Below are 23,439 nucleotides of genomic sequence, written 5' to 3' on the forward strand. Positions count from 1 at the left end.
GCCCCATGCCCACCTCCGACCCGACCGTGTCCGGCCCGACTCCGCCGCGCCTGCGCCCCTTCCGGGCCGTGCGCTACGACGAGGACCGCGCCGGCGACCTGTCCGCCCTCGTGGCCCCGCCCCACGACGACCTCGACCCGGCGCACGCGCGCGCCCAGCGCGTGCGCCCGCACCACATCGCGCGCCTCCTCTACGCCGCCGACCCGCAGGCCGCTGCGGGCCAGTTGCAGCGCTGGCTGCGGCGCGGCGTACTGCGGCGCGACGAACGGCCCGCCCTGTACGTGTACCAGCAGCAGCGCGGCGCGCGGATCCTGCAGCGCGGAGTGATCGGCGAACTGCCGATTCCGCGCGCGCGGGGCACGGAGTGGCCCCTGCTGCCGCACGAGGGTGTCTCCGCCCACGTCGTACGCCAGCGCGCCGCGCACATGGCGGGCCTGCGGGCCCAACTGGAGCCGCTGCTCCTGGCGTACCGCGGCACGCGGTCCACGGCCACGCAGATCACGCACCACATCACCCGGCGCACTCCGACGGCCGTGGCCCGCGTCGGCGACACGACCCACCTGATGTGGGCGTGCCACGACGAAGCCGAAACGGCCCTGCTGAGCGCGGGCGTGGAGACCGACCAGGCCCTCATAGCCGACGGCCACCACCGCCACGCCGCCTGTCTGAGCCTGGGCGCGGAGGGGAGCGGTCCCTGGACGAGCAGCCTGGCCCTGTTCGTGGACACGGTCGCCCATCCGCCGCGGCTCTCCGCGATCCATCGGGTGCTCCCCGGCCTCGACCCGGAGAAGGCGGCGTCGGCGGCCGTCGAGGTCGCGCGCGTCCGGCGGCTGCCGCGGGGGCCGCGCCCGCCCGCGCCGGACGAGGTGGTCCTCGTCGGCGGGGGACGGGCCTGGGCCGTCAGCGATCCGGACCCCGGCGCCCTGCGCGACGCCCTCACCGGCCGGCCGCCGCAGTGGGCGGCGCTTCCCTCCGCCGTGGCCGACCACCTCCTGCTCGGCGCCGCGTGGTCGGTGCCGGAACTGCCCGGCGCGGTACGTCATCTGCACGACGCGGACCGGGCGGTCGCGGCGGTCGCCGCGCCCGGCAGTGGCAGCGCCGTGCTGCTGCCCGCGCTCGGGGAGGAGCAGGTGCGGGAGCTGGCCCGGGCCGGGGTGCTGCTGCCCCGCAAGTCCACGTCGTTCGGGCCGAAACCGGCGATCGGCTTGGCGTTGCGGGTCATCGGCCTGTCGTAAGGGCCGACGGGCGGGAGCGGCCGCGCCCCCGCCGGAGGGCGACCGGGCATCCGATGCACAGCCCGTACGCGGACGTCATGGCTCCAGCACACGGGCCCGCCAGGCTGGCGGCATGAGGGAAGGACACATGCCACGGGGGCACTGACGGGGACGGAACACTCGGCTTGATGCCCGACCGTGGGGAACACGGTCGGGCATCGTCGTGCCGAGGTCGTGCTCAGGACTCGCGGCTACCGCGCGTCGACCAGGACGCGGCCGTCGGTGGGCGTGTGCGCCGCGGCGCCGTTGCGGTACGCGGCTTCGACCCGTGCCTGCTCGGCCGCGTCGGGCACCGCGTTCTTGCAGCTGGTACCGGCGCTGGAGCCCGACATCAACTGGGAGCACGGGCCGGGCTTGGTGTCCGGCAGGCCCAGGTTGTGGCCGATCTCGTGAGCCGCGATACGGGTCTTGTCGTGGCCGTCGGTGACGGCCTGCTGGCCGAGTTGGACGACCGCGCGGCCGCCGGGGCGGACCGGGCCGAGGGTGGCCTGCGGCCAGCCGCTGGTGGCCACGATCTGGATCTCGGCCCGGGTGCCGGGCGCGGCCTTGACCAGCTTGACGTTGTCAACGTTCCCGTTCCACGAGGCGACTCCGGCCGTGATGGCGGCCTCCCAGCCGCTGGCCCGGCTGGAGTCGTAGCGGAGCGTCACCGCGGCGGCGTCGCTCTTCGCGGCGGCGGGCTCCGGCGCGGCCACGGCGTTCGCCGCCGGGACCGCGGTGAGGAGGACCGCCACGGCGGTACCGGCTAATCCCAGCCGTATGGGGTGCAGCATGGTCGTCTGTCCCTTCGTTCTGTGGGGGCTCGGTTCCACCGGGAACCGAGAAAATGGAAGGAAGGGTGGCGTGATCAGCAAGGCCCCGCGCCGACCGCCGTCCGAGCGGTGGAAGACGCGCGTGGGAGAGGACGAGGACGTACGCCCGAGAGGTGCGCGAGCACCCGAGCGCGCCCGCCGCAGCGGTGCCGACTCGGGTCAGGGGGCTGGGCATGCGTCGCTCCATTCCACACCACCGACGCTCGTGCGAGACGGTACAGCGCCGAACGCGCGCAACAGCAGCCCCAGGGCTGAGAATTTTTCCGGAGCGGCCCTTCGACCCCGCGCAAAGGTCGGAGAAGCCCCGTCTTGTCGGGATGCCGACACGTTCAAAGGCGGTGCGGAGGCGCGGACTTGGCGCCGGATGCGACCGGGGCGGCGGACGGCCCCGGGCCCACGAGGGCGAGGATCGCGTCGAGGACGGCGGAGGTGAGGACGGGGAGGCCGGCGGGGGATTCGGACAGGAGGAACAGCCAGGCGAAGACGGGGCCGACGAGCAGGGCGTTGAGGGCGGCCGGGTCGGGGCGGGCGGCGAGTTCGCCGCGGGCGGCGGCGCGGTCCAGGATCTCGGTGAGGGTCTGGCGCTGCGCGCCCACGTACCGCTCGTCGAACCGGTCCCGGAGCGCGGGGTCGGCGTGGACATCGGCCAGCAGGCCGGGGACCGTCCCCTGCGGCGGCAGGCTCATGGCGTCCGCGACCTCGGCGAGCACGGCGGCCAGATCGGCGCGGAGCGATCCGAGGTCGGGCGCCACGGCCAGGAACCGGTCCGGCAGCAGCACGTCGAAGATCATCTCTTGTTTGGTGGCGTGGCGGCGGTAGATCGCCGCCTTGCCCACGCCCGCCCGCGCGGCCACCTCGGCCATCGTCAGGCGCGCGTACCCCACGTCGGTCAGCAGCTCTCGGACGGCTGAGGCGATGGCGTCGTCGACGCGGCCGTCCCGGGGGCGGCCCCCTTGGTTGCGCGCTTGCTTCCGAGCAGACATGGGTGCATCATACGGAACCAGTGGTAACGAAACCAATGGTTCCATAACCAAGGGTTCCGGCACGCCGGCTCGGAAGGAATGACCTATGCGCATCCCGAAAGCCGCCCACACCGCACAGCCGTGGCGGATACACGAGTTCACCCGCGACTTCCGGATCGAGGACGTGTGGTCGTTCCGCGCGCCCGACGCCGGGCCCGACGACTTCCCCGTGATGGTCAAGGCGCTCAAGACGGCGTACGACAACCAGAAGGACCCCGTCGCGGTCCGGTTCCTGTTCGCGGTGCGCTGGAAGCTCGGCGCGCTGCTCGGCTGGGACACCCCGCGGGCGGGCCTGGGCGGGCGGGTCGCCTCGCTGCGCGACCGCCTCCCGCCCGACCTCGCCCGGACCGCGAACGACGCGGTCCCCTGCACCGACCCGTTCTCCGAGGTGTACCAGCTCGACGACGAAGCGGCCCGCGAGCTGGGCAACAAGACCGTCCACACGATCATGCACGTGGGCTGGGTGCGGACCGGCGACGGCGCGTACGAACTGCGCATGGCGGCGCTGGTCAAACCCAACGGCCTCTTCGGACGCCTCTACATGGCGGGCGTCCTTCCGTTCCGCTACCTCATCGTCTATCCGGCGCTGACCCGCCAGTGGGAACGTGCCTGGCTGGAGCACGGCCGCCCGCATCGGCGCGCCGGCGGGGCCGCGCACCCGGAATGATCCGCGGCCGGGCTCAGGCCTGGTGCTGCTCCAGGACCGTGGCCACGGTGTCCGCGTCCGCCGCCCGCTTGTCCTCGCGGTAGCGGACGACCCGGGCGAAGCGGAGCGTGACGCCCGCCGGGTACCGCGAGGACTTCTGCAGACCGTCGTAGGCGATCTCCACCACCAGTTCGGGGCGCACGGTCACGACGAAACCGTCCTCGCTGACGGCCAGTTCGCGCAGGCGCTCGGTCTGCCAGGTGAGCATCGCGTCCGTCATGCCCTTGAAGGTCTTGCCGAGCATGGCGAAGGTGCCGTCGGGGCGGCGGGCGCCCAGATGGAGGTTGGAGAGCTTGCCGGTGCGCCGCCCGTGGCCCCATTCGGCGGCCAGGACCACCAGGTCGAGGGTGTGCACGGGCTTGACCTTCAGCCATGACGCGCCGCGGCGGCCCGCGCTGTAGGGGGCGTCGAGGCCCTTGAGGACGATGCCCTCGTGCCCGCGCGCGAGGGTCGCGGCGAAGAAGTCGTCGGCGGCGCGGCGGGCCGCGTCGTCGGCCGGGTCCTCGACGGTCAGGCGGCGTACGCGCATCGGTTCGGGCACGAGCCGCGCGAGCACCGCGTGCCGCTCGCGCAGCGGCAGTTCGAGGAGGTCCTGGCCGTCGACGGACAGCGCGTCGAAGAAGACGGGGGACAGGGGCAGTTCGGCCGCCGCGGCGGCCACGTCGAGGCGCGAGCCGACGCGCCCGGCGATCTCCTGGAACGTGCGGGGCCGCCCGTCGGCGTCGAGCGCGATGACCTCGCCGTCGAGGATGAACCGTGAACCCGCCAGTTCGCCCGCGAGGGCCGTCAGTTCGGGAAGGCGATCCGTTATGTCGTCCAGGGTGCGCGTATAGACACGCACGTCGTCGGCGTCGCGGTGCACCTGGACGCGGATGCCGTCCAGCTTCTCCTCGACCGCGCACGGCCCCAGCTTGTCGATCCCCTCACCGACGGTCGGAGCGCTGTGCGCGAGCATGGGCTGGGCGGGGCGGCCCACGGTCAGCCGGAAGTCGGCCAGCGCGTCCGCCCCTCGTTCGAGCAGGGCCCGCGCCACCGGTGTGAGGCCGCCCGCCAGCATCACGGCCCGCCGCACCTCCGGCGCCGGAGCCCCGGTGGCCCGCGCGAGCCCCTCCACGGCCACCGCGTCGAGGGCGCCCTGGCGCACCTCACCGGTCAGCAGGCCGAACAGGAACCTCTGCTCGTCCGCCGTGGCCGCGCCCAGCAACTCCTGGACGAGCCGCCGCCGTTCCGCCTGCGCTCCGGCGCCCGCGACCGCGGCGAGGGCGGTGAGCGCCGCGTCCACGTCCGCCACCGCGAGGGTCGGCTCCGGCGCCGGGGCGACGGGCTCCTTGAGCGCGTTCCAGCCCACCCCGATCCGCCCCTGCGGAAGCCGTCCCGCCAGATACGGGATGACCAGCGGGACGTCGGCGGGCCCGGCGGCCCGGAACAGGTCGGACAGCAGGGCGACCTTGCGCGACCGCGCCGCCGTCGCCGCCACCTCCTTGGACACCTCGGCGACCCTGGCGAACAACATGCCGCCATCCTGCAACGCGGGGCCCGATCCCGCACGGCGGGCCGCCGTCCGGATCGATGCCCGGCCCGGCGGTCCGCTCAGTGCCCGACGATGCCGCGCACCACGCCCAGGTCCACCAAGTCCCGCGGGCGCAGCCGCAGTTCTTCGGCCAGGCCGGGAGCGTCCGCGCGCGGACGCTTGAGGATGGCGGCCGCCGCCTCGGGGGCGATCACCGAGAAGTAGCTGTCCGGCGCCGCCCAGGTGCGGCCGGGAGCGGCGAGGGCGAGCGCGCCGCCGGAGCCGCCCTCGCCGATGACCAGGCTGGTGACGGGGGTGCGCGCGGCGGCCACCGCGGCGAAGACGTCCGCGATCGCGGCGCCCGCCCCCGCGCGCTCGGCCTCGGCGTCGTTCGCTGCCCCCGGAGTGTCGATCAGGGTGAGCACGGGGACGGAGAGGCGGTCGGCGAGCCGGATGAGCCGGGCCGCCGTGCGGTACCCGGCGGGGCGCGTCGCGGTGCCGCACTGGGCCGCGTACGCGACCGACCGGCCCTCCCGCAGCCCGAACCCGCACAGCAGGCCCGCGTCCGTGCCCCCGCACCGGTCCCCGCTGATCTGCTCCCGCCAGGAGAAGTACGCGTCGAGGTAGGCCGCCGCGCGCGGGCGTTCGGGCGAGCGGGCCCGGAGCACCGCCTCCCAGCCCGTACCGGGCGGCCGCGCGTCCCCGAGCGCGCGCGGCGGCGCGACGGGCCCCCGCGCGGGCGAGCCGAGCAGCCGCAGCCAGCGGCCGAGGCGCGTACGCAGCCGGTCCGCCGGGACGACCGCGTCGACGGCGCCCGCCGCCAGCTGGCCCTCGGCGGTGTACGCCGACGGGTCCGCGTCCGGCGGCCGGACCCGCGAGCCCGCGAACCCCACCTGCGCGCCGGGCAGGGCGAGCACGACGTCGGCCCCCGCCCCCAAGGTCGCCCAGCCGCCCCCGGTCGTCGGGTCGCGCACCACGGCGATCTGCGGCAGCCCGGCCGCGCGGTTGAGCGCCGACTGGGCCGCCACGCGCTGGAGCTGGGACAGGGCCCGCATGCCCTCCTGCATCCGGCTGCCGCCGGTCGCGACGAGCGAGACGAGCGGCAGTCGGTGTGCGCGGGCCGCCGCGTACGCCGCCTCCAGACGGTCGCCGGTCCGCTCCCCGAGCGAGCCGCCCAGATACCGGAACTCGAAGGAGACCAGGACGGCGCGGACACCCTCGACGACGGCCGTGCCGCACACGACGGACTCCGTCTCGCCGGTGCGCTCGTACGCCGCGGCGCGCGCGTCGTCGTACCCGGACCAGGCGAGCGGGCCGTCGGGCCGCCCCGCCCCCACTGGCTCAGGAAGCTCGGTGAAGTCGGAGGTGACGGCGGCGATGGCCTGGCGCGCGGAGACACGGGCGGCGGCGCTGTCGGCGGCGCGATGCGTATGAGGTGAGGACACGCCTCGTACTCCTACCCGCTCTGCCGCGTTCCGTCGAGGACCGACTTGTACGCCCGACCGGCACAGGGCTTCGGTACGAAGGCGGCAATCCGGCCGGGTGGCTGCTCCGAACCCCCTGTGACCGACAGCCCATTGGCAGTAGGGAGTCAGCAATGCACATACAGCGGAACAGCAGCACGCCCGGTCGCAGGCGGGTCAAGAGGTTCGCCGTCGCCGTGGCCGCCGTGGGGGCCCTCGTGGGCGGTGGGATCGCCGTGGCGGGCCCGGCCAGCGCCGACACGTTCTGCGGGGCGACCGGGGACGGTGGCTTCGGGTGCGTGATCGACCAGGGGGACGGGACGTTCAAGATGGTCAACAGCAACGGGGACATCGTCTACAACTGGTGACGCCACGCGCCTGACGCCCGGCGCCTGACCTGAGGACGGGCGGACCACGACCGGCTCCCGCCGGCGTGTGTCCGCCCGTCCGTGCTGTCGGCTCCGTCAGGAGCCGCGGCAGATGAAGAGGGGACCGACCCAGTGGTCGCAGACCGGGCCCGTGGTGGGCGGCGGGGTCGGCGTCGGCGTCGGGTCGGGGGGAAGGGTGGGCTCCACCGGCGTCGGGGTGGGCGTGGGTTCCGGAGGCGGGGTGGGCGTCGGGGTCGGTGTGGGGGACGGTGCCGGGGGTTCCGTCGGTGCCGGGCTCGGCGTGGGGGTGGGTGGGAGCGTGGGCGTGGGCGTCGGCTCCGGCGGGCGAGGCGGTTCCGGTGGCGTCACGGGCGGGACTGGTGAGATGGGCGGGGCAGGTTGTGTCTGCTCGGGCTGTACGGGGGCCGGGTTCTGCGGCTGCTCGACAGGCGGGTCGGCAGGCTGCTCAGCGGGCTGCTCGGCCTGAGGCTGAGGAGCCACGGGAGCCACGGGAGCCACGGGAGCCACGGGGGCGGGGGGAGCCGGGGGCGCCACCGGAACCACCGGAGCCTCGGGAGCCGGGGGAACCGCCGGAGCCTCGGGCCGCGGCTCCGCCGCCGTGCCCGGCCGCGGCTCCGGCGCGGCGACGTCCGGCGCTGACTCCGGTGCCTCACCCGGCGCCTCCACCGGACGGGAGGCCACGCCGCTCTCCGCCGTCACGGCGCGGGCGGGGTCCGCTGAGTGACCCGTGCCGCTCAGGACGAGGCCCGCCGCGACGGCCGCTCCGGCCACCGTGGTGCCGACGGCCCCGACCACGGCCGCGGGAAGCTTCCCACCCGCGGTGAGGGCGTGCCGCAGGCCGTGCAGCAGCCCGCCGGAGCCGGACGTGCCCCCGCCGGTGGAGGCGGCGGCCCCGGCGCCTGCTCCGGCCGCGAGCGGCACCAGGAACTTGCCCGCGCCGCCGAGGACGAACACGAGCAGAGCGGGCCCGACGAGCGCGGGCAGCCGGTGGTTGGCGCTGGTCAGGAGGGCGAGACGGGCCCGGCAGTCGGAGCAGCCGCCGAGATGGGCGACCAGCGTCTCGGACTGCCGCGGCGAGGCCTCGCCGCGTATGTGCGCGGGCATGCGGTCCCAGTGGGTCTCGCAGGCCGGGCTCTCGGGCGTACCGGGGTGCGCGCGCAGGAAGGCCTGGCGCATGCCCTCGCGGGCCCGGTGCAGCAGCACCGCCGTGGCGCCGCGGCCCGCGCCGATGCTCCGGCCGATCGCGTCGAGCGGCTGCCCCTCGGCCTCGGCGAGCCACAGCGCCTTCACCCAGCGCTCGGGCAGCTGGCCGAGGACGCGCGTCAGCAGGTCGACGGACGACACCCGCGCCGCCGGGTCGCCCACGCCGTCGGCCACAGTGGTGACGTCGATGACCTCGGGCGCCCAGAGGGCCTGCGGATCGTGCGGGGTCTCCTTCGCGGCGGCCTGCCCCACCGACACCGCGAGGTGCCGCACGGTCGTCATGAGGTACGCCGCCACGTTCTCGATCTCGTGCCCCGCGGCCAGGCGCCGCCAGACACGGAAGTGCGCCTCGGCGACCAGGTCGTCGGCGACCCAGGCGTTGCCGGTCAGGGAGCGGGCGTACGCCACCAGACGCGGGTGCTCGGCCTCGTAGACGCGCGCGTAAGCGGCGGTGACGGCTCCGGACGCGTCCGTGGCGGGCTCGGACGGAACGACGGCGGGGACGTCAGAGGGGACGTCGGCAGGGACGTCGGACATGACAGGACACTCCTGTCCCACTGCGGAGGTGTGGATGAGGTCGAAAGACTAGGTGAGAAATGTCGGACATATCAGGGATAGGTGACGCAGGTCACAGCGGGCTCTTCATGCACTTCCGTAATGCGGGCACCTGTCACTGGGTCGTAGGGGTAAGGAACCGGCAGAAGTGGAGCCCGACCATGGCCGTCACGCTTGAGCAGTCCGCCCGTGCCCGCCTGATCACCCCCGAGGGCCGTGAGCGTCCGATCCCCGTGGCGCTGAGCTACGCCGCGAGCGATCCGCTCGCGGTGCAGGTCGCCTTCCCGCCCGAGGTGTCCCTGGACGGCGCAGAGGTCACCTGGGTCTTCGCCCGCCGCCTGCTGGAGGAGGGGCTGGACGCCCCGGCGGGCACGGGTGACGTGCACGTCTGGCCATGCGGCCGCGCGCGTACCGTCCTGGAGTTCCACGCGCCGCACGGCCTCGCGCTCGTGCAGTTCGACCGGGGTGCGCTGCGGCGCTTCCTGATGCGTACGTACGCCGTCGTGGCCGCGGAGGGCGAGGAGGTGGGGCTCGATCTGGACCGCGGTCTGACGGAGCTCCTCGGCGGAGTCTGAACCGGCGCACCCGCCCCTTGAATATAGGTTAGGCTAGCCTAACTCGATCACGTGCGTCCGTAGGTTTCGCATGTTCCACGTGAAACGGGCGTTTCAGGATCTCAGGGGAGGAGACCGGGGTGGGCCACGGCTGGGAAGGCGTCGTCCTCAAGCTGTTCCGAGGCAAGGACTTCCGGTTCACGGTGACCGGTGCCGAGGACGTGACGGATCACTACCGTCGTCTGCACGTCACCGACGGCGGCATGCTCGCGCAGACCGGTGTGCACCCCACGATGTGGGTGCGGCTGTGGTTCGACAACGCGGGCAAACCGCATCAGCGCGCCTACACCCTCGTCGACCCGGACCCCGAAAAGGGCACGTTCAGCCTGGAGTTCGCGCTGCACGACGGCTGCGCGAGCGAGTGGGCGCGCAAGGCGGGACCGGGTGACACGATCGAGGCGACCGTGCAGGGCACCGGCTTCGACCTGCCGCAGCCGGAGCCGTCGCGGCTGCTCGTCGTGGGCGACACGGCCGCGCTGCCCGCGGTGAACTCCCTCCTGGAGTCGATGCCGGGCATCCCCGCGACGATCTGGTTCGAGACGCAGCACGCCTCGGACCGCGAACTGCCGCTGGGCGTCGACCCGGCGCTGCACGAGGTGCACTGGATCGACCGGCAGGCCTCCGGCGCGGAACTGGTGAAGCAGGCCAAGGCGGGTCTCGCCGCCGCCGTCGAGGACGCGCCCGACGCCTACGCCTGGATCACCTGTGACACGACGACCACCCGCGCCCTGACCGCGTACGTACGCAAGGAACTGGGGCTGCCCAAGGACCGGGTCCACGCGCTCGGCTACTGGCGGCCGGGGCGCGGCTGACGGCGACGGCACACGGCGGCGCGGTGAGTGCGGGGCATCCGACCCGAGGGCGGGCTCAGGGCCGCTCGGCCAGCTCCACGGTGACCCGCTCCCCGGAGTCCAGCGCCCGCACCCCGGCCTCGGCGACGGCCGCAGCCGCGTATCCGTCCCAGGCGCCGGGGCCCGCCGTCCGCCCCGCGCGCGCCGCCCGCACCCAGGCCCGGACCTCACGGTCGTAGGCGTCGGCGAAACGCACCAGGTAGTCCTGGGCGATCTCCCGGCGCGCGCCGCCCTTGGAGCGCACGACCATCGCGGGCTCGTCGCCGACGCGGGCGGTGCCCCGCTCGCAGACCGCCTCGCACGTCACCTCGTAGCCGAAGCCGCAGTTGACGAAGACCTCGACGTCGACCAGCACGCCGCCGTCCGTCTCGAACAGCACGAGCTGCGGGTCGAGCAGCCCGGCGGGCGCCCCGGACGACGGCCGGGGCCGGGCCACGGTCACCGCCGTGATCTCCTGGCCGAGCAGCCAGCGCGCCGCGTCGATCTCATGGGACACCGAACTGCTGATGAGCATCGAAGAGGTGAAGTGCGGGGGAGAGGACACATTGCGGTGCCGGCAGTGCAGCATCAGCGACCTGCCCAGCTCATCGGCGTCGAGCAGCGCCTTCAGCCGCCGGTACGCGGTGTCGTAGCGGCGCATGAACCCCACCTGGATCAGGGCGCGCCCGGCCCGTGCCTCCGCCTCGACAACCCGCAGCGCCGCCCCGGGATCCGGCGCGAGGGGCTTCTCGCACAGGACGGGCAGGCCGCGCGCGACGGCCGCGAGCAGCGCCTCCTCGTGGGTGGCGTCCGGGGACGCCACCAACACGGCCCGCACGTCGGGCTGGTGGAGGGCGGCGAGGGCCTCGGCGTGCACGCGCACGCCGTCGAGCCCGGCCGCCGCCTGCTCGGCCCGCCCCGTGTCCGGATCCGCGACGGCCGCCACCCGCGCCCCGGCCGTCCGCGCGAGACGGCGCACATGATCGGCACCCATGTGGCCCGCGCCCAGAACGGCCACCCCCAGCGGCTCACTCACTCCACGAACTCCCCTCCCGCGCCCGACCGTCGGGTCACCGTAGCCGCACGCCGCCGCACGATCACCACGCACCCGGCGAGCAGCACCGCCGCACCCGCCCCGACCAGGACGAGGGCGGGCCAGGCGGAGTCGTCGTCGGACTCCGTGGACGGCGCGAACGCGGGGGCCGCCGCGGCGGCGTGCCGGGCCCTGTCGGGCGCCGTGCGGGGCTTCGCGGGCACCAGCGAGCCGACGGGGCGCACCCGGCCCGCCGCCGCGAAGCCCCAGTCGAGCAGCCGTCTGGCCTCCTCGTACACGGCGTAGCCGCCGTTCTGGGGGTTCATCACCGTCACCACGAGCGTGCGCGCGCCCCGGTGGGCGGCGGCGATGAGGGTGTTCCCGGCCCTGCTGGTGTAACCGTTCTTGACGCCGATCAGACCGGGGTAGCGGGCGACGCCGCCCGCGCCGGTGAGCAGCCGGTTGGTGTTCTGGATCGGATACGACCAGCCGCCCGCGGGGAAGGAGGCGACCGTCGTCGAGCAGTAGCGCGCGAACTGCGGGTCCGCGAGGCCCGCCCTGCCGAACACCGCCAGGTCGTAGGCGGAGGAGACCTGGCCCGCGGCGTCGTAGCCGTCCGGCGAGACGACGTGCGTGTCGCGGGCGCCGAGCGCCCGGGCCTTGGCGCGCATCTGCCTGACGGTGCGGTCCATGCCGCCGTTCATGGCGGTGAGCACGTGCACGGCGTCGTTGCCGGAGCTGAGGAACACGCCGCGCCACAGGTCGGACACGCGGTAGCTGCGGCCCGCCGAGACCCCCACCAGGCTGCTGCCGCCGCCGACGCGGGCGAGTTCGGCGTCGGTGACCGTGTGCCGTGTGTCCGGGTGCAGCCGGGGAAGGGCCGCCAGGGCGAACAGCGACTTGAGCGTGGAGGCGGGCGGCAGCCTGCGGTGCGCGTCGCGGGCGGCGAGCACTTCGCCCGTGCGCGCGTCGGCCACCACCCAGGACAGGGCCGAGACGCCGGGCAGCGGCGGGGCGGCGGACCCGGGCCGCACCTGGGTGCCGGGCCGGTCGAGCAGCGACGAGGTGTAGGCGGGCTGCCGCACGGGCGGCGTGGGCTCCGCGCACGCGGCGGTGCCCGTGAGGCAGACCAACGCCCCGGTGGTGAGGGCCGACGTGCGGAAAAGAGAGCGGCGCAGGGCGGGCGACAGAAATCTGATGGTCATTCAGCCACCGTAGGAGCGGCCTCGGGACCACGCAGATCGGCTTGGCCCGGCCGGGGTCGTCGGGCGCTCGAACTCCGCCAGTCGGGCGGTGCGCACGGCCCGCGCGAGGCCGGTGAGGGCGAGGGCGCCGCACACGTGCCGCACACGTGTCGCGCGCGCCCCAGCCCTCATGCCGCGGCCGGAAGCCGACGGTGGGACGACCGAAGTCGCGGCGGGCGGACAGCACCGGGCGCCGCGGGCGGGGTCAGGTCTCGACGCTGGAGATGAGGTGGTCGATGACGTCCACGGGGCTGCCGCGCCGCCGGTACGCCGCCCGCTGGCGTTCGGCGCCGCCGCCGTCGGCCCGCAGGCGGGACCAGGCGGCGCGCACCAGTGGGAGGTCGCCGTGGTGTTCGAGGGCGGGCCGTGCCCGGCTCAGGAGGCGCGCGGCCTGTGTGGCCGCGGGCGAGAGGCGCCTGGTGGACAGGTCGATGCCGTCCCCGCCGAGCCCGTCGCGCGCGGCCCGCCAGCAGGCGGCCCGCAGCATCTCCGGCGGCGGGCGCAGCGGGGGCACCCCGGCCTCGATGGCCTGGAGCGCGGCGCAGGCCAGGGCCCTGACGACCCCGGCCAGCAGCACCACGTCGCTCACGGTGGAGGCCGCGTCCGCGACCCGGACCTCCACCGTGGGCACGTGGTGCGAGGGCCGGATGTCCCAGTACAAGCCGCCCCGGTCCAGGAGGGTGTCGGTGGCGATCAGGTCCTCCACGAGGTCCTCGAAGTGGCTCTGGGACTCGAAGTACGGCGGCGGCCCCGAGACCGGCCAGCGCCCCCAGACCAAGGTGCGCCAGCTCGCGTACCCGGTGTCCTCGCCGTACCAGTAGGGCGAGTTGGCCGCCAGGGACACGAGCGCGGGCAGCCACGGCCGCAGGTGGTTGCTCACACGCAACGCGGTCGGCAGATCGGGGATCCCGACGTGGATGTGGCAGGCGCAGGTGCTCTGCTCGTAGTCGAGGGCGCGGAACTGCGCGAGGCTCTTCACATAGCGCGGCGTGCTGGTGAAGGCCGGTGGCACGGGGTGCCCGAGGACCGGTGTGCCGCTGGAGATGACGCGCAGCCCCTGCCGGGCCGCGGCCCGCGCGATGCCTCCGCGCGTGGACCGGATCTGGACGGCGAGCTCGGCCAGGTCGGTGTGCGGGTCGGTGCGTCCTTCGACCTGGTAGCGCGTGATTTCGGTGGTGACCCGGTCCTTGAGTTCACCGGCGGCCTCCGCCACGACCTTGTCGGCGCTGGGGCTCAGCTCCCGGGTGACCGGGTCGACCAGCAGATACTCCTCCTCGACCCCCACCGTGACGGTCGCCGCCGACCCTGCCGTGTCCCCGGGGTTTCCCATAGGGGCCATGGTGACACCCGGAGGAAAATCCGGATCTGACGGAATATCGCCAATTACGCCGTGCGTCTTGAAGGCCCCGGCCAGTACCTCACCGGCGTCCTCGAACCGTGTCAGCACGAGGGGGCTCCTCGACCGGTACCGGAGCGGGGCGTTCGGGCTCGGCCGGTTCGCGCAGTGGCCGCAGCAGGAGCCAGCCGATGGCGGGAAGGACGATCAGCGGGGCCAGGGCGGTGCGCAGCGAGGTGGCGTCGGCGAGGGAGCCGATGAGGGGGCTGGCCACGCCGCCGACGCTGACGGTCAGGCCGAGCGTGACCCCGCTGGCGGTGCCGACGCGGCTCGGCAGGTAGTCCTGGCCGAGGGTGACGTGCAGGGAGAAGGGCACGTACAGACCCGCCGATGTGAGCGCCACGCACCCATAGAGCAGCGGTCCGGGGACGAACACGACACCGGCGACGGCGAGCACGCTCAAGGCGTACGACCACCGCACGACGGCGACCCGGCTGTAGCGGGTGGCGAGCCGCCCGCCGATCACCGTGCCCACGGCGCCGCCGATGTAGAGCACGAACAGGCCGGCCGTACCGGCGACTTCGCCGCCGCCGACGCGCTCGCGCACGTACAGCGCGATGAACGCGCTCAGGCAGACGAACACGATCGAGCGGCACACGATCGCGCCGGAGAGCCGCAGGAACGAGGCCCAGTCGTCGGCGCCGGTGCCCTTGGCCGCACGGGCGGCCGCCGCCGTGGCCGCGAGCGGCGCCTTGACCTCGCGCAGCGCCGCCGCGCACAGCGCCGCTCCGGCCAGGGCGGGCACGACGAGGAGCGGAGAGGCCCGCAGACCGCCGGTCGCGATGACGGCCGCGACGAGCAACGGGGCCGTGGCGAAACCGATGTTGCCGCCGAGGGAGAACCACCCCATCGCCGTGTGGCTGCCGCGGCTGGCGACGCGCGCCACGCGCGCGGCCTCCGGGTGGTAGGCGGCGACACCGATGCCGGACACGGCGACCACCACCAAGGTCAGGGCGTACGAGTCGAAGACGCCGCTGAGCGCGACACCGACGCCGCCGACCACTGTGCTCACCGGAAGCAGCCACGGCATCGCCCACCGGTCGGTGAGCGCCCCGAACAGCGGTTGCACCACCGACGAGAGCAGCGACGCGGCGAGGACGATGCCGGAGGCGGCGGCGTAGGTATACGCCCGCTCGGACACGAAGTACGGGACCAGGGCGGCCACGGCTCCCTGGTAGACGTCCACACAGGTGTGGCCGAGGGACATCAGGGTCAGGGGCCTGTTGCGGGGCGAGGGCTTGGACACGGACCGATCGTCGCCCCGCCCCACCCTGTCGGGCTTCCGATAAAATGCCAAGGTCTGACGATTACCCGCCAGCGTGACGCACACCATACGGGGAAGCCGTGGAGCCCATGCCGCAAGCCGCGCCCCCGCCGGAACCGGAGCCCATCCGCTACACCCCCGTGGCCCCGACCCACGTCCGGGTCCTCGCCCCGGGGGACCGCATCGACGCGCACCGGCACGACGACCACCAGATCGCCTACGCGGGCTCCGGGGTCGTCGCGGTCACCACGGACGCCGGTACGTGGTACGCGCCCGGCACCCGCGCCATCTGGGTGCCCGCGGGCACCGTCCACTCCCACCGGGCGTACGGACACCTGGAGATGTACTTCGTCGGTCTGCCCGCCGACGACAACCCGCTGCACCTCGACGAGCCGACCGTCCTCGCCGTCAGCCCGCTGCTGCGCGAGCTGATCATCGAATACGCCCGCGGCCCCAAGAGCGGAAGCCCGGAGCGCCACCGGCTGCGCGCGGTCCTGCGCGACCAGTTGCGCGCGTCCCCGCAGCAGCCGGTGCGGCTGCCCACGCCCGCGGACCCGCGCCTCGCGGCGGTCTGCGCGCTCGTCCACGACAACCCCGCCGACCCCCGCACGCTCGCCCGGCTCGGTGCCGCGACCGGGGTCGGCGAGCGCACCCTCAGCCGTCTCTTCCGCTCCGAGCTCGGCATGACCTTCCCGCAGTGGCGCACCCAGTCACGGCTGTACCACGCCCTGCGGATGCTCGGCGACGGCGTCCCCGTCACCGCGGTGGCGCACCGCTGCGGCTGGTCCTCGACGAGCGCGTTCATCGACGTCTTCCGGCGGTCGTTCGGCTATACGCCGGGCACGCACCAACGGCGTGCCTGAGCCGGGCGCACCGGCTTCCCTGCGCGCTCCCCGCGCCGTACCGACTTCCGTACGCCCCACGTGTGGGGGATCGCGACACACCGAGCAGATCAACAAACCTGGGGGCACCACGGCCCGCGTGCCACCGTTCCGGTGGCCGCAGTCCGCGAACGCGCGGGCCCCGAGGACGGAGGATCGGCATGCCCAGGGTGAAGGCGATGAGGAAGAGGCTCTCCGCGCTGTGCGTGGCGGTGGCCGCCACAGCCGTCGCGGCGGCTCCGGTGTCCACGGCCCACGCGGCCGACGGGTACGACCGGTGCCCCGACGGCTTCTACTGCATGTTCTCGGGTCTCGACGGGACCGGCGACATGATCAAGCTCAACGGGAACACCGCGGACCTCGGAGAGATGGACAACCGCGCCAAGTCGGACTGGAACCGGACGCCGTCGACCATCTACCTCTGGTCGGAAACGGCCTACTCCGGCTGCACGGCCGTGACCTCGTCGGGGCCGACCGGCAAGGGCAACTTCTTCCCCACCTACCGGGACTTCTTCAGCTCGGTGCAGTTCAACGGGCCCGGCGGCCCGAGCTGCGGGACGCCGCCCGGCGAGGACGGCTGAGCCTTCGGTCGCAGGCCCCCGGGCCCGGCGGGGGACCGCGGTCTTAGGATGCGGTCATGGCTGCTCAGGACCCCTCGACCCGAACGTCCTCCAGGGACCCCGAGCTGGGCTTTCCGCCCCCGGGCGAGGTCCTGCACCGGCTGCGCGCCCAGCGGGGCATGTCGCTGCGTCAGGTGGCCGCGGAGTGCGGCCTGTCCGTGTCGTTCCTCGCCTCCCTGGAGCGCGGCGAGACCGACATCGCCCTGGAGCGGCTCGGGCGCCTCGCCAAGGTCTTCGGGCACGACGTCGGCTCGTTCCTCGGCTTCTCCCGGGGCCGCGCCACGCCCTCGGTGTACCCCAGGGAGGAACAGGAGACCCTGAACCGTGCCCCGGGAGTCGTCTACCGAGTGCTGCGCGCCCCCGAGCTCGGATACCAGGTCGTCACCGGGGACTTCGCGCCGCACAGCGGCCTGGTCGAGGACCTCCAGCACGAGGGCACCGACCTGGTGATGGTCACCCGCGGCACGCTCGTGGCCCGCTACAACGGCGTCGACCACGAACTGCGCGCGGGGGACCGCATCCAGTGGGCGGCAGGCCATCCGCACACCTTCCGCAACGACGGCGACGAGCCCGCGCAGATGGTCGTCGTGCTGTTCTCCAGCCTCTACTGAGCCTCGGCCTCTGGTCTGAGGCGGGGCCACGGAGCGACTGCCGCCGCGGCCCCGCCGTCTCGACCGGTTGCTGGTTGCTGGTTGCCGGTTACCGGTTGCTAGTTGCGGCCGGCGGGCGTGCGGTGCTTCGCGGCCGCCGCGGGCTTGGGCAGGGTGCAGCCCGGACGGTTCAGGTCGATCTTGTTGCCGGCGCCGACACAGGGGACCACGATGTAGGTCTGCTGGGCGTACCCGATGCTGTTGCGGACGGTGACGTTGCCGTTCTCGTCGACTTCACACGGGTTGTTGTCGGTGCAGCGCTGGCCGCTCTCGTTGATGGTGTTGTTCACGGCCACGACCTTGCCGGTCTGGTCGTCGATCACCGGTGAGCCGGAGGTCCCGCCGATGACCTGGCAGGGCTGGGTGTAGCGGACCGAGTCCTTCCAGGTCCACCGGCCTTCCTTGAGCCGGTAGGCGAAGCCGTCGATGTTGCACTTGTACATGCGCTTCCAGTAGCCGGAGGCGACCGTGATGGCCCGGCCCGCCTGCGGGTGCGCGGCGTCGAGGTCGAGGGCCTTGATGCCGTAGCGCGTCTCGATGTCGCGGTAGGTGCTGGTGAGTTCGTACAGCGAGACGTCGGTGTCGGTCATCGTGCCGTACGCGATCTTGCTGGCGCGCACGGTGCCCGCGTTGCCGCCGCTGGCGTTCAGGAGGGTGAAGCTGCGGGTGGACGCACGGTTGACGATGACCTGGCCGGGGCCGGGGAAGCCGGTCTCCAGGCAGTGGCCGTTGGACAGGACGAGCGCCTTGTCGGTGGGCTGGGAATTGGGCACGCGCACGACGGAGCCGGAGCAGTTGCTGAGCGCCACGGTGCCCGCGTAGGTGACGGCCTTGGCGTTGACCTTGGCCTTGGTCGCGGCCACGGGCTTGGTCGCTGTCGTGCGCTTGTCGGCCGTCGGCGCCTCGTTGGTGATGGCGGCCGCGGGTATCGCCGTCGCGCCGAGGAGCAGCGTGGTGAAGACGGCACCGACGAGAGGCTTGTTCATGTGGGGGTCCCCTCTGATGGCTCTGTGACCGGAGGGTCGACCGACCCCCCAGCTTTGTCATGCGCATTCTTGGGCCACCCCACCCCCAGGAACAAGACCATGTACGGCCGACTCCGCGGAACCTCCGTGCTGCACAAGGGACTTCAAGTCTTCCGTGCTGAGCGATATTCTGCTCTGGCGTACTGTTTATCGTACGATCCTCGTGTGTGACGCACAGGCGAGGCCAAGGAGCGACGACTTCGGGAGGACCGTGTGGTTCCGGAACTTGTCAGGACCTGGGCGGCCGGCTGGGCCGTGTCGCGGCGCACGCCGCCGCCGGTGGAGCGGCCGTGGGGGATCTACCTCGACGTGGGCACCGCCGGTCAAGTGGGGCGCCATGTACTGCCGTACGCCACCGAGTCCGTCGTGCGCGCGGCGGCGGCCTCGGTGCGTGTGCCGGACACCTGGCTCAAGGTGCCCGGGGAGCCGGAGGAGGTCGAGCCCTGGCTGCCCGAGGGCTGGACGGTCGACAAGGAGGAGTGCGGCCATCTGATGTCCGTGTCCTTCCGGGCCACGGACCCGGCCGTACCGGACGGCTACACCGCCTCGGTGGAGACGCGCGACGGCGTCACCTTCGTGCGCGTGCGCGACGAGACGGGCGCACCGGCCGCCCAGGGGCAGATGGCCGTCCTCGGTGAGGCCGCCGTCGTGGACCGCGTCGTCACGGACGAGGCGCACCGGCGACGGGGCCTCGGCAGCCACGTGATGCGCGTCCTCGCCGACGAGGCGCTGGCGCGCGGCGCGGGCCTCGGCGTCCTCGGCGCGACCGACGACGGCCACGCCCTGTACGGGACGCTGGGCTGGAAGCAGAGCGCTCCACTGGCGGCGTGCATCTACCGGCCGTGACCGGGAAGGGTCGGTGATCACGGCCGGTTCGCGGCCGGTTCACGCTCGGCTCGCAGCCGGTACGCGGCCTACGGGGTTCGCCCCATCAGGCGCAGGAGACGGTCCTGTGCGGGCGCGGCGTCCGGCGTCGGTGTCCGCTGCGGCCGCCCGTAGTAGCGGTCGCCGTCCACGAGTGGGCTTTCGCTGACGTCCTGATAGATCCACTCGACGTTGCCGAGGACCCAGCGCACCGCGCGGGTGTCGAGTCGTTCGTCGAGCCGTACCGCGCGGGCGAGGTCCCAGGTGTGCGTGACGGCGTCCACCACGTACAGGCCGAGCAACTGCCTGCCCGGCACGGGACCGAACGGGTAGTCGACGACCCGGTCCAGCGCGCCGGTGGCGTGGAACGCGGCCCGGCACTCGGCCACCGCCTCCCGGTACACGGCCACCAGGTCGTCGCCGGGCGCGTCCTCCTGGTCCAGGTTCGCCATGAACTCCGCGCTGCCGCCGCCGCGCAGCAGCGCGGAGTAGACGCGGCTGCCCTGGATCATGTGCTTGACCAACTGCCGTACGTTCCAGGCGGAGCAGGGCGTGGAGTTCTCCCAGGAGGCGTCCGGCACCGCTCGGAGCCGGGCGCCGAAACCGTCGGCCGCGGTGTCGAAGTAGCCGAGCAGTGCGTCGTCCGTGTCGTTCATGTGCTCAGCCTGGCTCGCCGATGACCTTGCGTCCGGCGGGAATCGGTCGCCGATGTGATCACTCGTGGTGGTGCGGGCGGGTCCCGCCCGCACCACCACGAGGCGCCCCGTCAGCCGGAAGCGGACCGCTCCACGGGAATCCAGAGCCTGGCGTCCGCCCGTGCCCGGTCCTCGGAGACGTTCACCCGCAGGATCTCCGGCCCTGGCCTGCTCCGGTACGGGTTCGACGGGAACCACTGCGTGAACACGTCCCGCCACAGGTGCTGGAGCGCCTGCGGGAACGGACCGGAGTTCTCGAAGACGGCCCACGCTCCCGCGGGAACGGCGAGGGCGTCCAGGTCCTCCGGCGCCTCCGCGCCCGTCACCACCCCGTGGTAGTAGTCGAGTTGGGTCCCCTCGGCACGGCCGGGGTCGAGCTGGTCGCTGACCCCGACGATCCCCTTCGGCTCCTGGTCGGACAGTGCGGCGACGCGTCGCAGCGTCTCGGCGTCGATGCTCCGGATGAACTCGGCGATCGCCGGATTGGCCCCTTCGTGGACGAGCGGGACGCGGGCCTTCCTGCCCACCACGCGGAACTCGTCCTTGTCCACGATCCGATAGCGCATGCTGCTGCTCCCTTCGACGATGAGTCGGAAGGACATCCGGGGCTGCGAGCGCAGCGCCGCTCCGGTGCGGCGGGCCTCGCTCGGCCCCACGCCGTGGACGGCGCGGAACGCACGCGCGAACGCCTCGCCCGATCCGTAGCCGTGGCGCACCGCGATGTCGAGCAGCGTCCGCTCACCGGCGAGCACCTCGGCACCCGCCGTGGACAGCCGCCGCAGCCGGATGTACTCCGACAACGGGACCCCCGCGAGCGCCGAGAACAGCCGCCGGAAGTGGTACTCCGACGTCATGGCGATGCGCGCGAGGTCGCGCACCTCGATCGGCTCGCCGAGGTGCGCCTCGATGTGCTCCATCGCCTGGTTCAGCCGCTCCAGCACGCGGATCTCCTTCCCTTTCGATCACTCACGTTAGGAAGGACCGACCCCGCCCGACCCGACATCCTGTGCCCGATGCGGTCGGGTGCCCGCGGGCAGGGACGCGTCCGGAGGCTGTCGCAGCGCGTCCAGAACGGCGCGCACCCCCGCGCGCGGCGGAGCGCCGCGGCGGACCGCCGCCGTGATGGTACGCGTCACGGGGGTCGCGAGTTCGCTGGTGGCGACGCGATAGCGGCGGTCCACCGCCAGGCCCGGAAGGAGCGCGATCGACAGACCCGCCTCGACGTGCTGGAGCGCCATCATGTAGTTGCTGAACCGGCACACCACCCGCGGCTCGAACCGTGCCTGTCGGCACAGGCGCAGCGCGAGGTTCGCCATGTACGACTGCGGCATGTCGAACGCCCACGCCTCGTCCGCGAGGGACGCGAGGTCCACGGCGCCGCGCCCGGCCGCCGGATGCCCGGGATCCACCACGAGCAGGATCGAGTCCGTGGCCAGCGGTACGAGGTCGAGGTCGGGCCCCAGCGGCAGTTCGTCGAAGTCCGTGGTCGTGATGATGAGGTCCGCGTCGCCGCCCCGCAGCGCGGGCATGCTCTCGTGCGGCTCCAGCTGGAGCACCTCGACGTCCAGATGCGGATGCTCCCGAGCGAGCCGGGTCACCGCCGGTACGGCCATGGTGTGGATCGCGCTCTGGAACACCCCGAGGCGCACGAGCCCGGCCGGTTCCTCGCCGAACCCGCGCAGCTCGGCCTCGACGCTGTCCATGTGGTCGAGGATCGCCCGGGCCCGCCGGGCCAGGATCAGCCCGGCGGAGGTCAGGCGCACCCGGCGCCCCGTGCGTTCGATGAGCTGCGTGCGCGTCTCGGATTCGAGCACGGCGAGCTGCTGCGACACGCTCGACGGGCTCAGATTGGCGGCTTGGGCGACCGCCCGGACGGTGCCGAGTGTGTCCAGCTGGGTGAGCAGACGCAGTCTCCAGGGGTTCATCACCCCACGATTGTTGTTCGGTTCCGCCGAACAGGAAAGCCGGAATTGTGAGATGGACGTGTCGCTCGGGGGCGGCCTACCGTCGGCCGCATGGCTGATTCGCACACCCCTCCGCCCCTCACCGCTCCGTTGGCCCCCGTCCCCGGGCGGGCGTCACCGTCGTCGCCGGAGGCCTTCTGGGCCGATGCCGACCGGCATCTGGTCCGGTACGGCGGCACGTTCACGCGCGAGATCATCGACCGCGCCGCCGGCAGCTTCGTGTACACCGCGGACGGCCGGAAGATCCTCGACTTCACCTCCGGGCAGATGAGCGCGATCCTCGGCCACTCGCACCCGGAGATCGTCGCGACCGTCCAGCAGGGCATCGCGACGCTCGACCACCTCTTCAGCGGCATGCTCAGCCGCCCGGTCGTCGACCTCGCCCGGCGCCTCGCCGAGAGCCTGCCCGCGCCGCTGGAGAAGGCGCTCCTGCTGACGACCGGCGCCGAGTCGAACGAGGCCGCCGTCCGGATGGCCAAGCTCGTCACCGGCAAGCACGAGATCGTCTCGTTCGCGCGGTCCTGGCACGGCATGACGCAGGCCGCCGCCTCCGCCACGTACAGCGCGGGCCGCAAGGGCTACGGCCCGGGCGCTCCGGGCAACTTCGCCATTCCCGTGCCGAACGCCTACCGCCCCGACTTCACCACGGCCGACGGCGCGCTCGACTGGCGCCGCCAGCTGGACTTCGCCTTCGACCTGATCGACGCCCAGTCGACCGGCAGCCTCGCCGCGTGCCTCGTCGAGCCGATCCTCAGCTCCGGCGGCATCATCGAGCCGCCGCCCGGCTACTTCGCGGCCCTGCGCGACAGGTGCCGGGAACGCGGCATGCTGCTGATCCTCGACGAGGCCCAGACCGGCCTGTGCCGCACGGGGACCTGGTACGCGTTCGAGCGCGACGGCGTCGTGCCCGACATCCTCACGCTGTCCAAGACGCTCGGCGCCGGGCTCCCCCTCGCGGCCGTGGTCACCAGCGCCGAGATCGAGCAGGAGGCGTACGACCGCGGGTATCTGTTCTTCACCACGCACGTGGCCGACCCGCTGGTGGCCGCGGTCGGCAACACCGTCCTCGACGTCCTGGTCCGCGACAGGCTCGACGAGCGGGCGCGGAGCCTCGGCGCGTTCCTCCGCCAGGGCCTCACGGACATCGCCGAGCGGCACGAGGTCGTCGGCGACATCCGCGGCCGGGGCCTGCTGGCCGGGCTCGAACTCGTCGTCGACCGGGAGAGCAAGCGGAGCTCCAGCGAGCTGGGCGCGCACGTCACCCGGCGCTGCCTCGAACTGGGCCTGCACATGAACATCGTCCAACTGCCGGGCATGGGCGGGGTCCTGCGGATGGCACCGCCGCTGACCGCCACCGAGGACGAGCTGTCCCTCGGCCTGACGATCCTCGACCAGGCGATCGCCGAGGCCCGCGCGGAGCTCTGA

23 protein-coding genes are annotated in these 23,439 nt (G+C 73.5%); 10 read left to right on the forward strand and 13 right to left on the reverse strand.

What is annotated here, in order from left to right:
• Positions 1-5: 5 nt before the first annotated feature.
• Positions 6-1,235 (forward strand): DUF1015 family protein, encoded by a 1,230-nt coding sequence (locus tag CP982_RS39495; RefSeq protein ID WP_150514895.1) that lies wholly within the window; start codon positions 6-8, stop codon positions 1,233-1,235.
• Positions 1,236-1,465: 230 nt separating this feature from the next.
• Here the strand turns inward: CP982_RS39495 and CP982_RS39500 are convergent, their stop codons facing one another.
• Both CP982_RS39500 and CP982_RS39505 read right to left on the reverse strand, forming a co-directional pair.
• Positions 1,466-2,047: a snapalysin family zinc-dependent metalloprotease gene (locus tag CP982_RS39500; protein ID WP_150514896.1), complete on the reverse strand. Its 582-nt coding sequence runs from the start codon at positions 2,045-2,047 to the stop codon at positions 1,466-1,468.
• Between the two features lie 368 nt (positions 2,048-2,415).
• Positions 2,416-3,069, reverse strand: coding sequence for a TetR/AcrR family transcriptional regulator (locus tag CP982_RS39505; RefSeq protein ID WP_150514897.1), 654 nt, complete (start codon positions 3,067-3,069; stop codon positions 2,416-2,418).
• Between the two features lie 85 nt (positions 3,070-3,154).
• Here CP982_RS39505 and CP982_RS39510 point away from each other — a divergent pair, with 85 nt between their 5' ends.
• The gene (locus CP982_RS39510; RefSeq protein ID WP_150514898.1) at positions 3,155-3,775 is read left to right on the forward strand and encodes a DUF2867 domain-containing protein; all 621 of its coding nucleotides are present in this window, start codon (positions 3,155-3,157) and stop codon (positions 3,773-3,775) included.
• A gap of 13 nt (positions 3,776-3,788) precedes the next feature.
• Here the strand turns inward: CP982_RS39510 and CP982_RS39515 are convergent, their stop codons facing one another.
• On the reverse strand, positions 3,789-5,327 hold the full coding sequence (locus tag CP982_RS39515) for an ATP-dependent DNA ligase (RefSeq protein WP_150514899.1): 1,539 nt from the start codon (positions 5,325-5,327) through the stop codon (positions 3,789-3,791).
• Between the two features lie 77 nt (positions 5,328-5,404).
• Positions 5,405-6,769 (reverse strand): carboxyl transferase domain-containing protein, encoded by a 1,365-nt coding sequence (locus tag CP982_RS39520; RefSeq protein ID WP_150514900.1) that lies wholly within the window; start codon positions 6,767-6,769, stop codon positions 5,405-5,407.
• A gap of 152 nt (positions 6,770-6,921) precedes the next feature.
• Between CP982_RS39520 and CP982_RS39525 the strand changes: the two genes are divergently transcribed.
• A complete protein-coding gene (locus CP982_RS39525) occupies positions 6,922-7,155 on the forward strand; it encodes a hypothetical protein (protein WP_150514901.1) in 234 nt (77 codons plus the stop codon).
• 96 nt (positions 7,156-7,251) lie between these two features.
• Here the strand turns inward: CP982_RS39525 and CP982_RS39530 are convergent, their stop codons facing one another.
• Positions 7,252-8,916, reverse strand: coding sequence for a sigma factor (locus CP982_RS39530; RefSeq protein ID WP_150514902.1), 1,665 nt, complete (start codon positions 8,914-8,916; stop codon positions 7,252-7,254).
• A gap of 179 nt (positions 8,917-9,095) precedes the next feature.
• Between CP982_RS39530 and CP982_RS39535 the strand changes: the two genes are divergently transcribed.
• Both CP982_RS39535 and CP982_RS39540 read left to right on the forward strand, forming a co-directional pair.
• Complete coding sequence (locus tag CP982_RS39535; protein WP_150514903.1) at positions 9,096-9,509, forward strand: SsgA family sporulation/cell division regulator; 414 nt, start codon at positions 9,096-9,098, stop codon at positions 9,507-9,509.
• Between the two features lie 119 nt (positions 9,510-9,628).
• On the forward strand, positions 9,629-10,360 hold the full coding sequence (locus CP982_RS39540) for a siderophore-interacting protein (RefSeq protein ID WP_150514904.1): 732 nt from the start codon (positions 9,629-9,631) through the stop codon (positions 10,358-10,360).
• Between the two features lie 55 nt (positions 10,361-10,415).
• Here the strand turns inward: CP982_RS39540 and CP982_RS39545 are convergent, their stop codons facing one another.
• The 4 genes from CP982_RS39545 to CP982_RS39560 form a co-directional block, all read right to left on the reverse strand.
• Positions 10,416-11,414 (reverse strand): Gfo/Idh/MocA family protein, encoded by a 999-nt coding sequence (locus CP982_RS39545; RefSeq protein ID WP_150514905.1) that lies wholly within the window; start codon positions 11,412-11,414, stop codon positions 10,416-10,418.
• Positions 11,411-12,616, reverse strand: coding sequence for a D-alanyl-D-alanine carboxypeptidase family protein (locus tag CP982_RS39550; RefSeq protein ID WP_150514906.1), 1,206 nt, complete (start codon positions 12,614-12,616; stop codon positions 11,411-11,413). Before CP982_RS39550 ends, CP982_RS39545 begins: the two co-directional genes overlap by 4 nt.
• Positions 12,617-12,860: 244 nt before the next feature.
• Complete coding sequence (locus CP982_RS39555) at positions 12,861-13,985, reverse strand: carboxylate-amine ligase (RefSeq protein WP_150514907.1); 1,125 nt, start codon at positions 13,983-13,985, stop codon at positions 12,861-12,863.
• 88 nt (positions 13,986-14,073) lie between these two features.
• Positions 14,074-15,258 carry an MFS transporter gene (locus CP982_RS39560; RefSeq protein WP_150515963.1) on the reverse strand — a complete coding sequence of 395 codons (1,185 nt, stop codon included), beginning with the start codon at positions 15,256-15,258 and terminating at the stop codon, positions 14,074-14,076.
• A 146-nt stretch (positions 15,259-15,404) separates the two neighbouring features.
• Here CP982_RS39560 and CP982_RS39565 point away from each other — a divergent pair, with 146 nt between their 5' ends.
• From CP982_RS39565 to CP982_RS39575, 3 genes are all read left to right on the forward strand, one after another.
• A complete protein-coding gene (locus CP982_RS39565) occupies positions 15,405-16,178 on the forward strand; it encodes an AraC family transcriptional regulator (protein WP_150514908.1) in 774 nt (257 codons plus the stop codon).
• 179 nt (positions 16,179-16,357) lie between these two features.
• On the forward strand, positions 16,358-16,777 hold the full coding sequence (locus CP982_RS39570; protein WP_229879077.1) for a peptidase inhibitor family I36 protein: 420 nt from the start codon (positions 16,358-16,360) through the stop codon (positions 16,775-16,777).
• A 56-nt stretch (positions 16,778-16,833) separates the two neighbouring features.
• Positions 16,834-17,427, forward strand: a complete 594-nt coding sequence (locus tag CP982_RS39575; protein WP_150514909.1) for a cupin domain-containing protein — start codon at positions 16,834-16,836, stop codon at positions 17,425-17,427.
• Positions 17,428-17,525: 98 nt separating this feature from the next.
• Here the strand turns inward: CP982_RS39575 and CP982_RS39580 are convergent, their stop codons facing one another.
• On the reverse strand, positions 17,526-18,452 hold the full coding sequence (locus CP982_RS39580; RefSeq protein ID WP_150514910.1) for a S1 family peptidase: 927 nt from the start codon (positions 18,450-18,452) through the stop codon (positions 17,526-17,528).
• A 252-nt stretch (positions 18,453-18,704) separates the two neighbouring features.
• Between CP982_RS39580 and CP982_RS39585 the strand changes: the two genes are divergently transcribed.
• The gene (locus tag CP982_RS39585; RefSeq protein ID WP_150514911.1) at positions 18,705-19,337 is read left to right on the forward strand and encodes a GNAT family N-acetyltransferase; all 633 of its coding nucleotides are present in this window, start codon (positions 18,705-18,707) and stop codon (positions 19,335-19,337) included.
• Positions 19,338-19,405: 68 nt separating this feature from the next.
• On the opposite strand, the gene CP982_RS39590 is transcribed toward CP982_RS39585, so the two are convergent.
• From CP982_RS39590 to CP982_RS39600, 3 genes are all read right to left on the reverse strand, one after another.
• Positions 19,406-20,011 (reverse strand): TIGR03086 family metal-binding protein, encoded by a 606-nt coding sequence (locus CP982_RS39590; RefSeq protein WP_150514912.1) that lies wholly within the window; start codon positions 20,009-20,011, stop codon positions 19,406-19,408.
• 110 nt (positions 20,012-20,121) lie between these two features.
• A complete protein-coding gene (locus CP982_RS39595) occupies positions 20,122-20,991 on the reverse strand; it encodes an AraC family transcriptional regulator (RefSeq protein ID WP_150514913.1) in 870 nt (289 codons plus the stop codon).
• 30 nt (positions 20,992-21,021) lie between these two features.
• Complete coding sequence (locus tag CP982_RS39600; protein ID WP_212669210.1) at positions 21,022-21,975, reverse strand: LysR family transcriptional regulator; 954 nt, start codon at positions 21,973-21,975, stop codon at positions 21,022-21,024.
• A 90-nt stretch (positions 21,976-22,065) separates the two neighbouring features.
• On the opposite strand from CP982_RS39600, the gene CP982_RS39605 reads away from it, so the two are divergent.
• On the forward strand, positions 22,066-23,439 hold the full coding sequence (locus CP982_RS39605) for an aspartate aminotransferase family protein (protein ID WP_229879078.1): 1,374 nt from the start codon (positions 22,066-22,068) through the stop codon (positions 23,437-23,439).

Origin of the sequence: Streptomyces spectabilis, from assembly GCF_008704795.1 — a bacterium.
GTDB classification, from domain to species: Bacteria; Actinomycetota; Actinomycetes; order Streptomycetales; family Streptomycetaceae; genus Streptomyces; species Streptomyces spectabilis.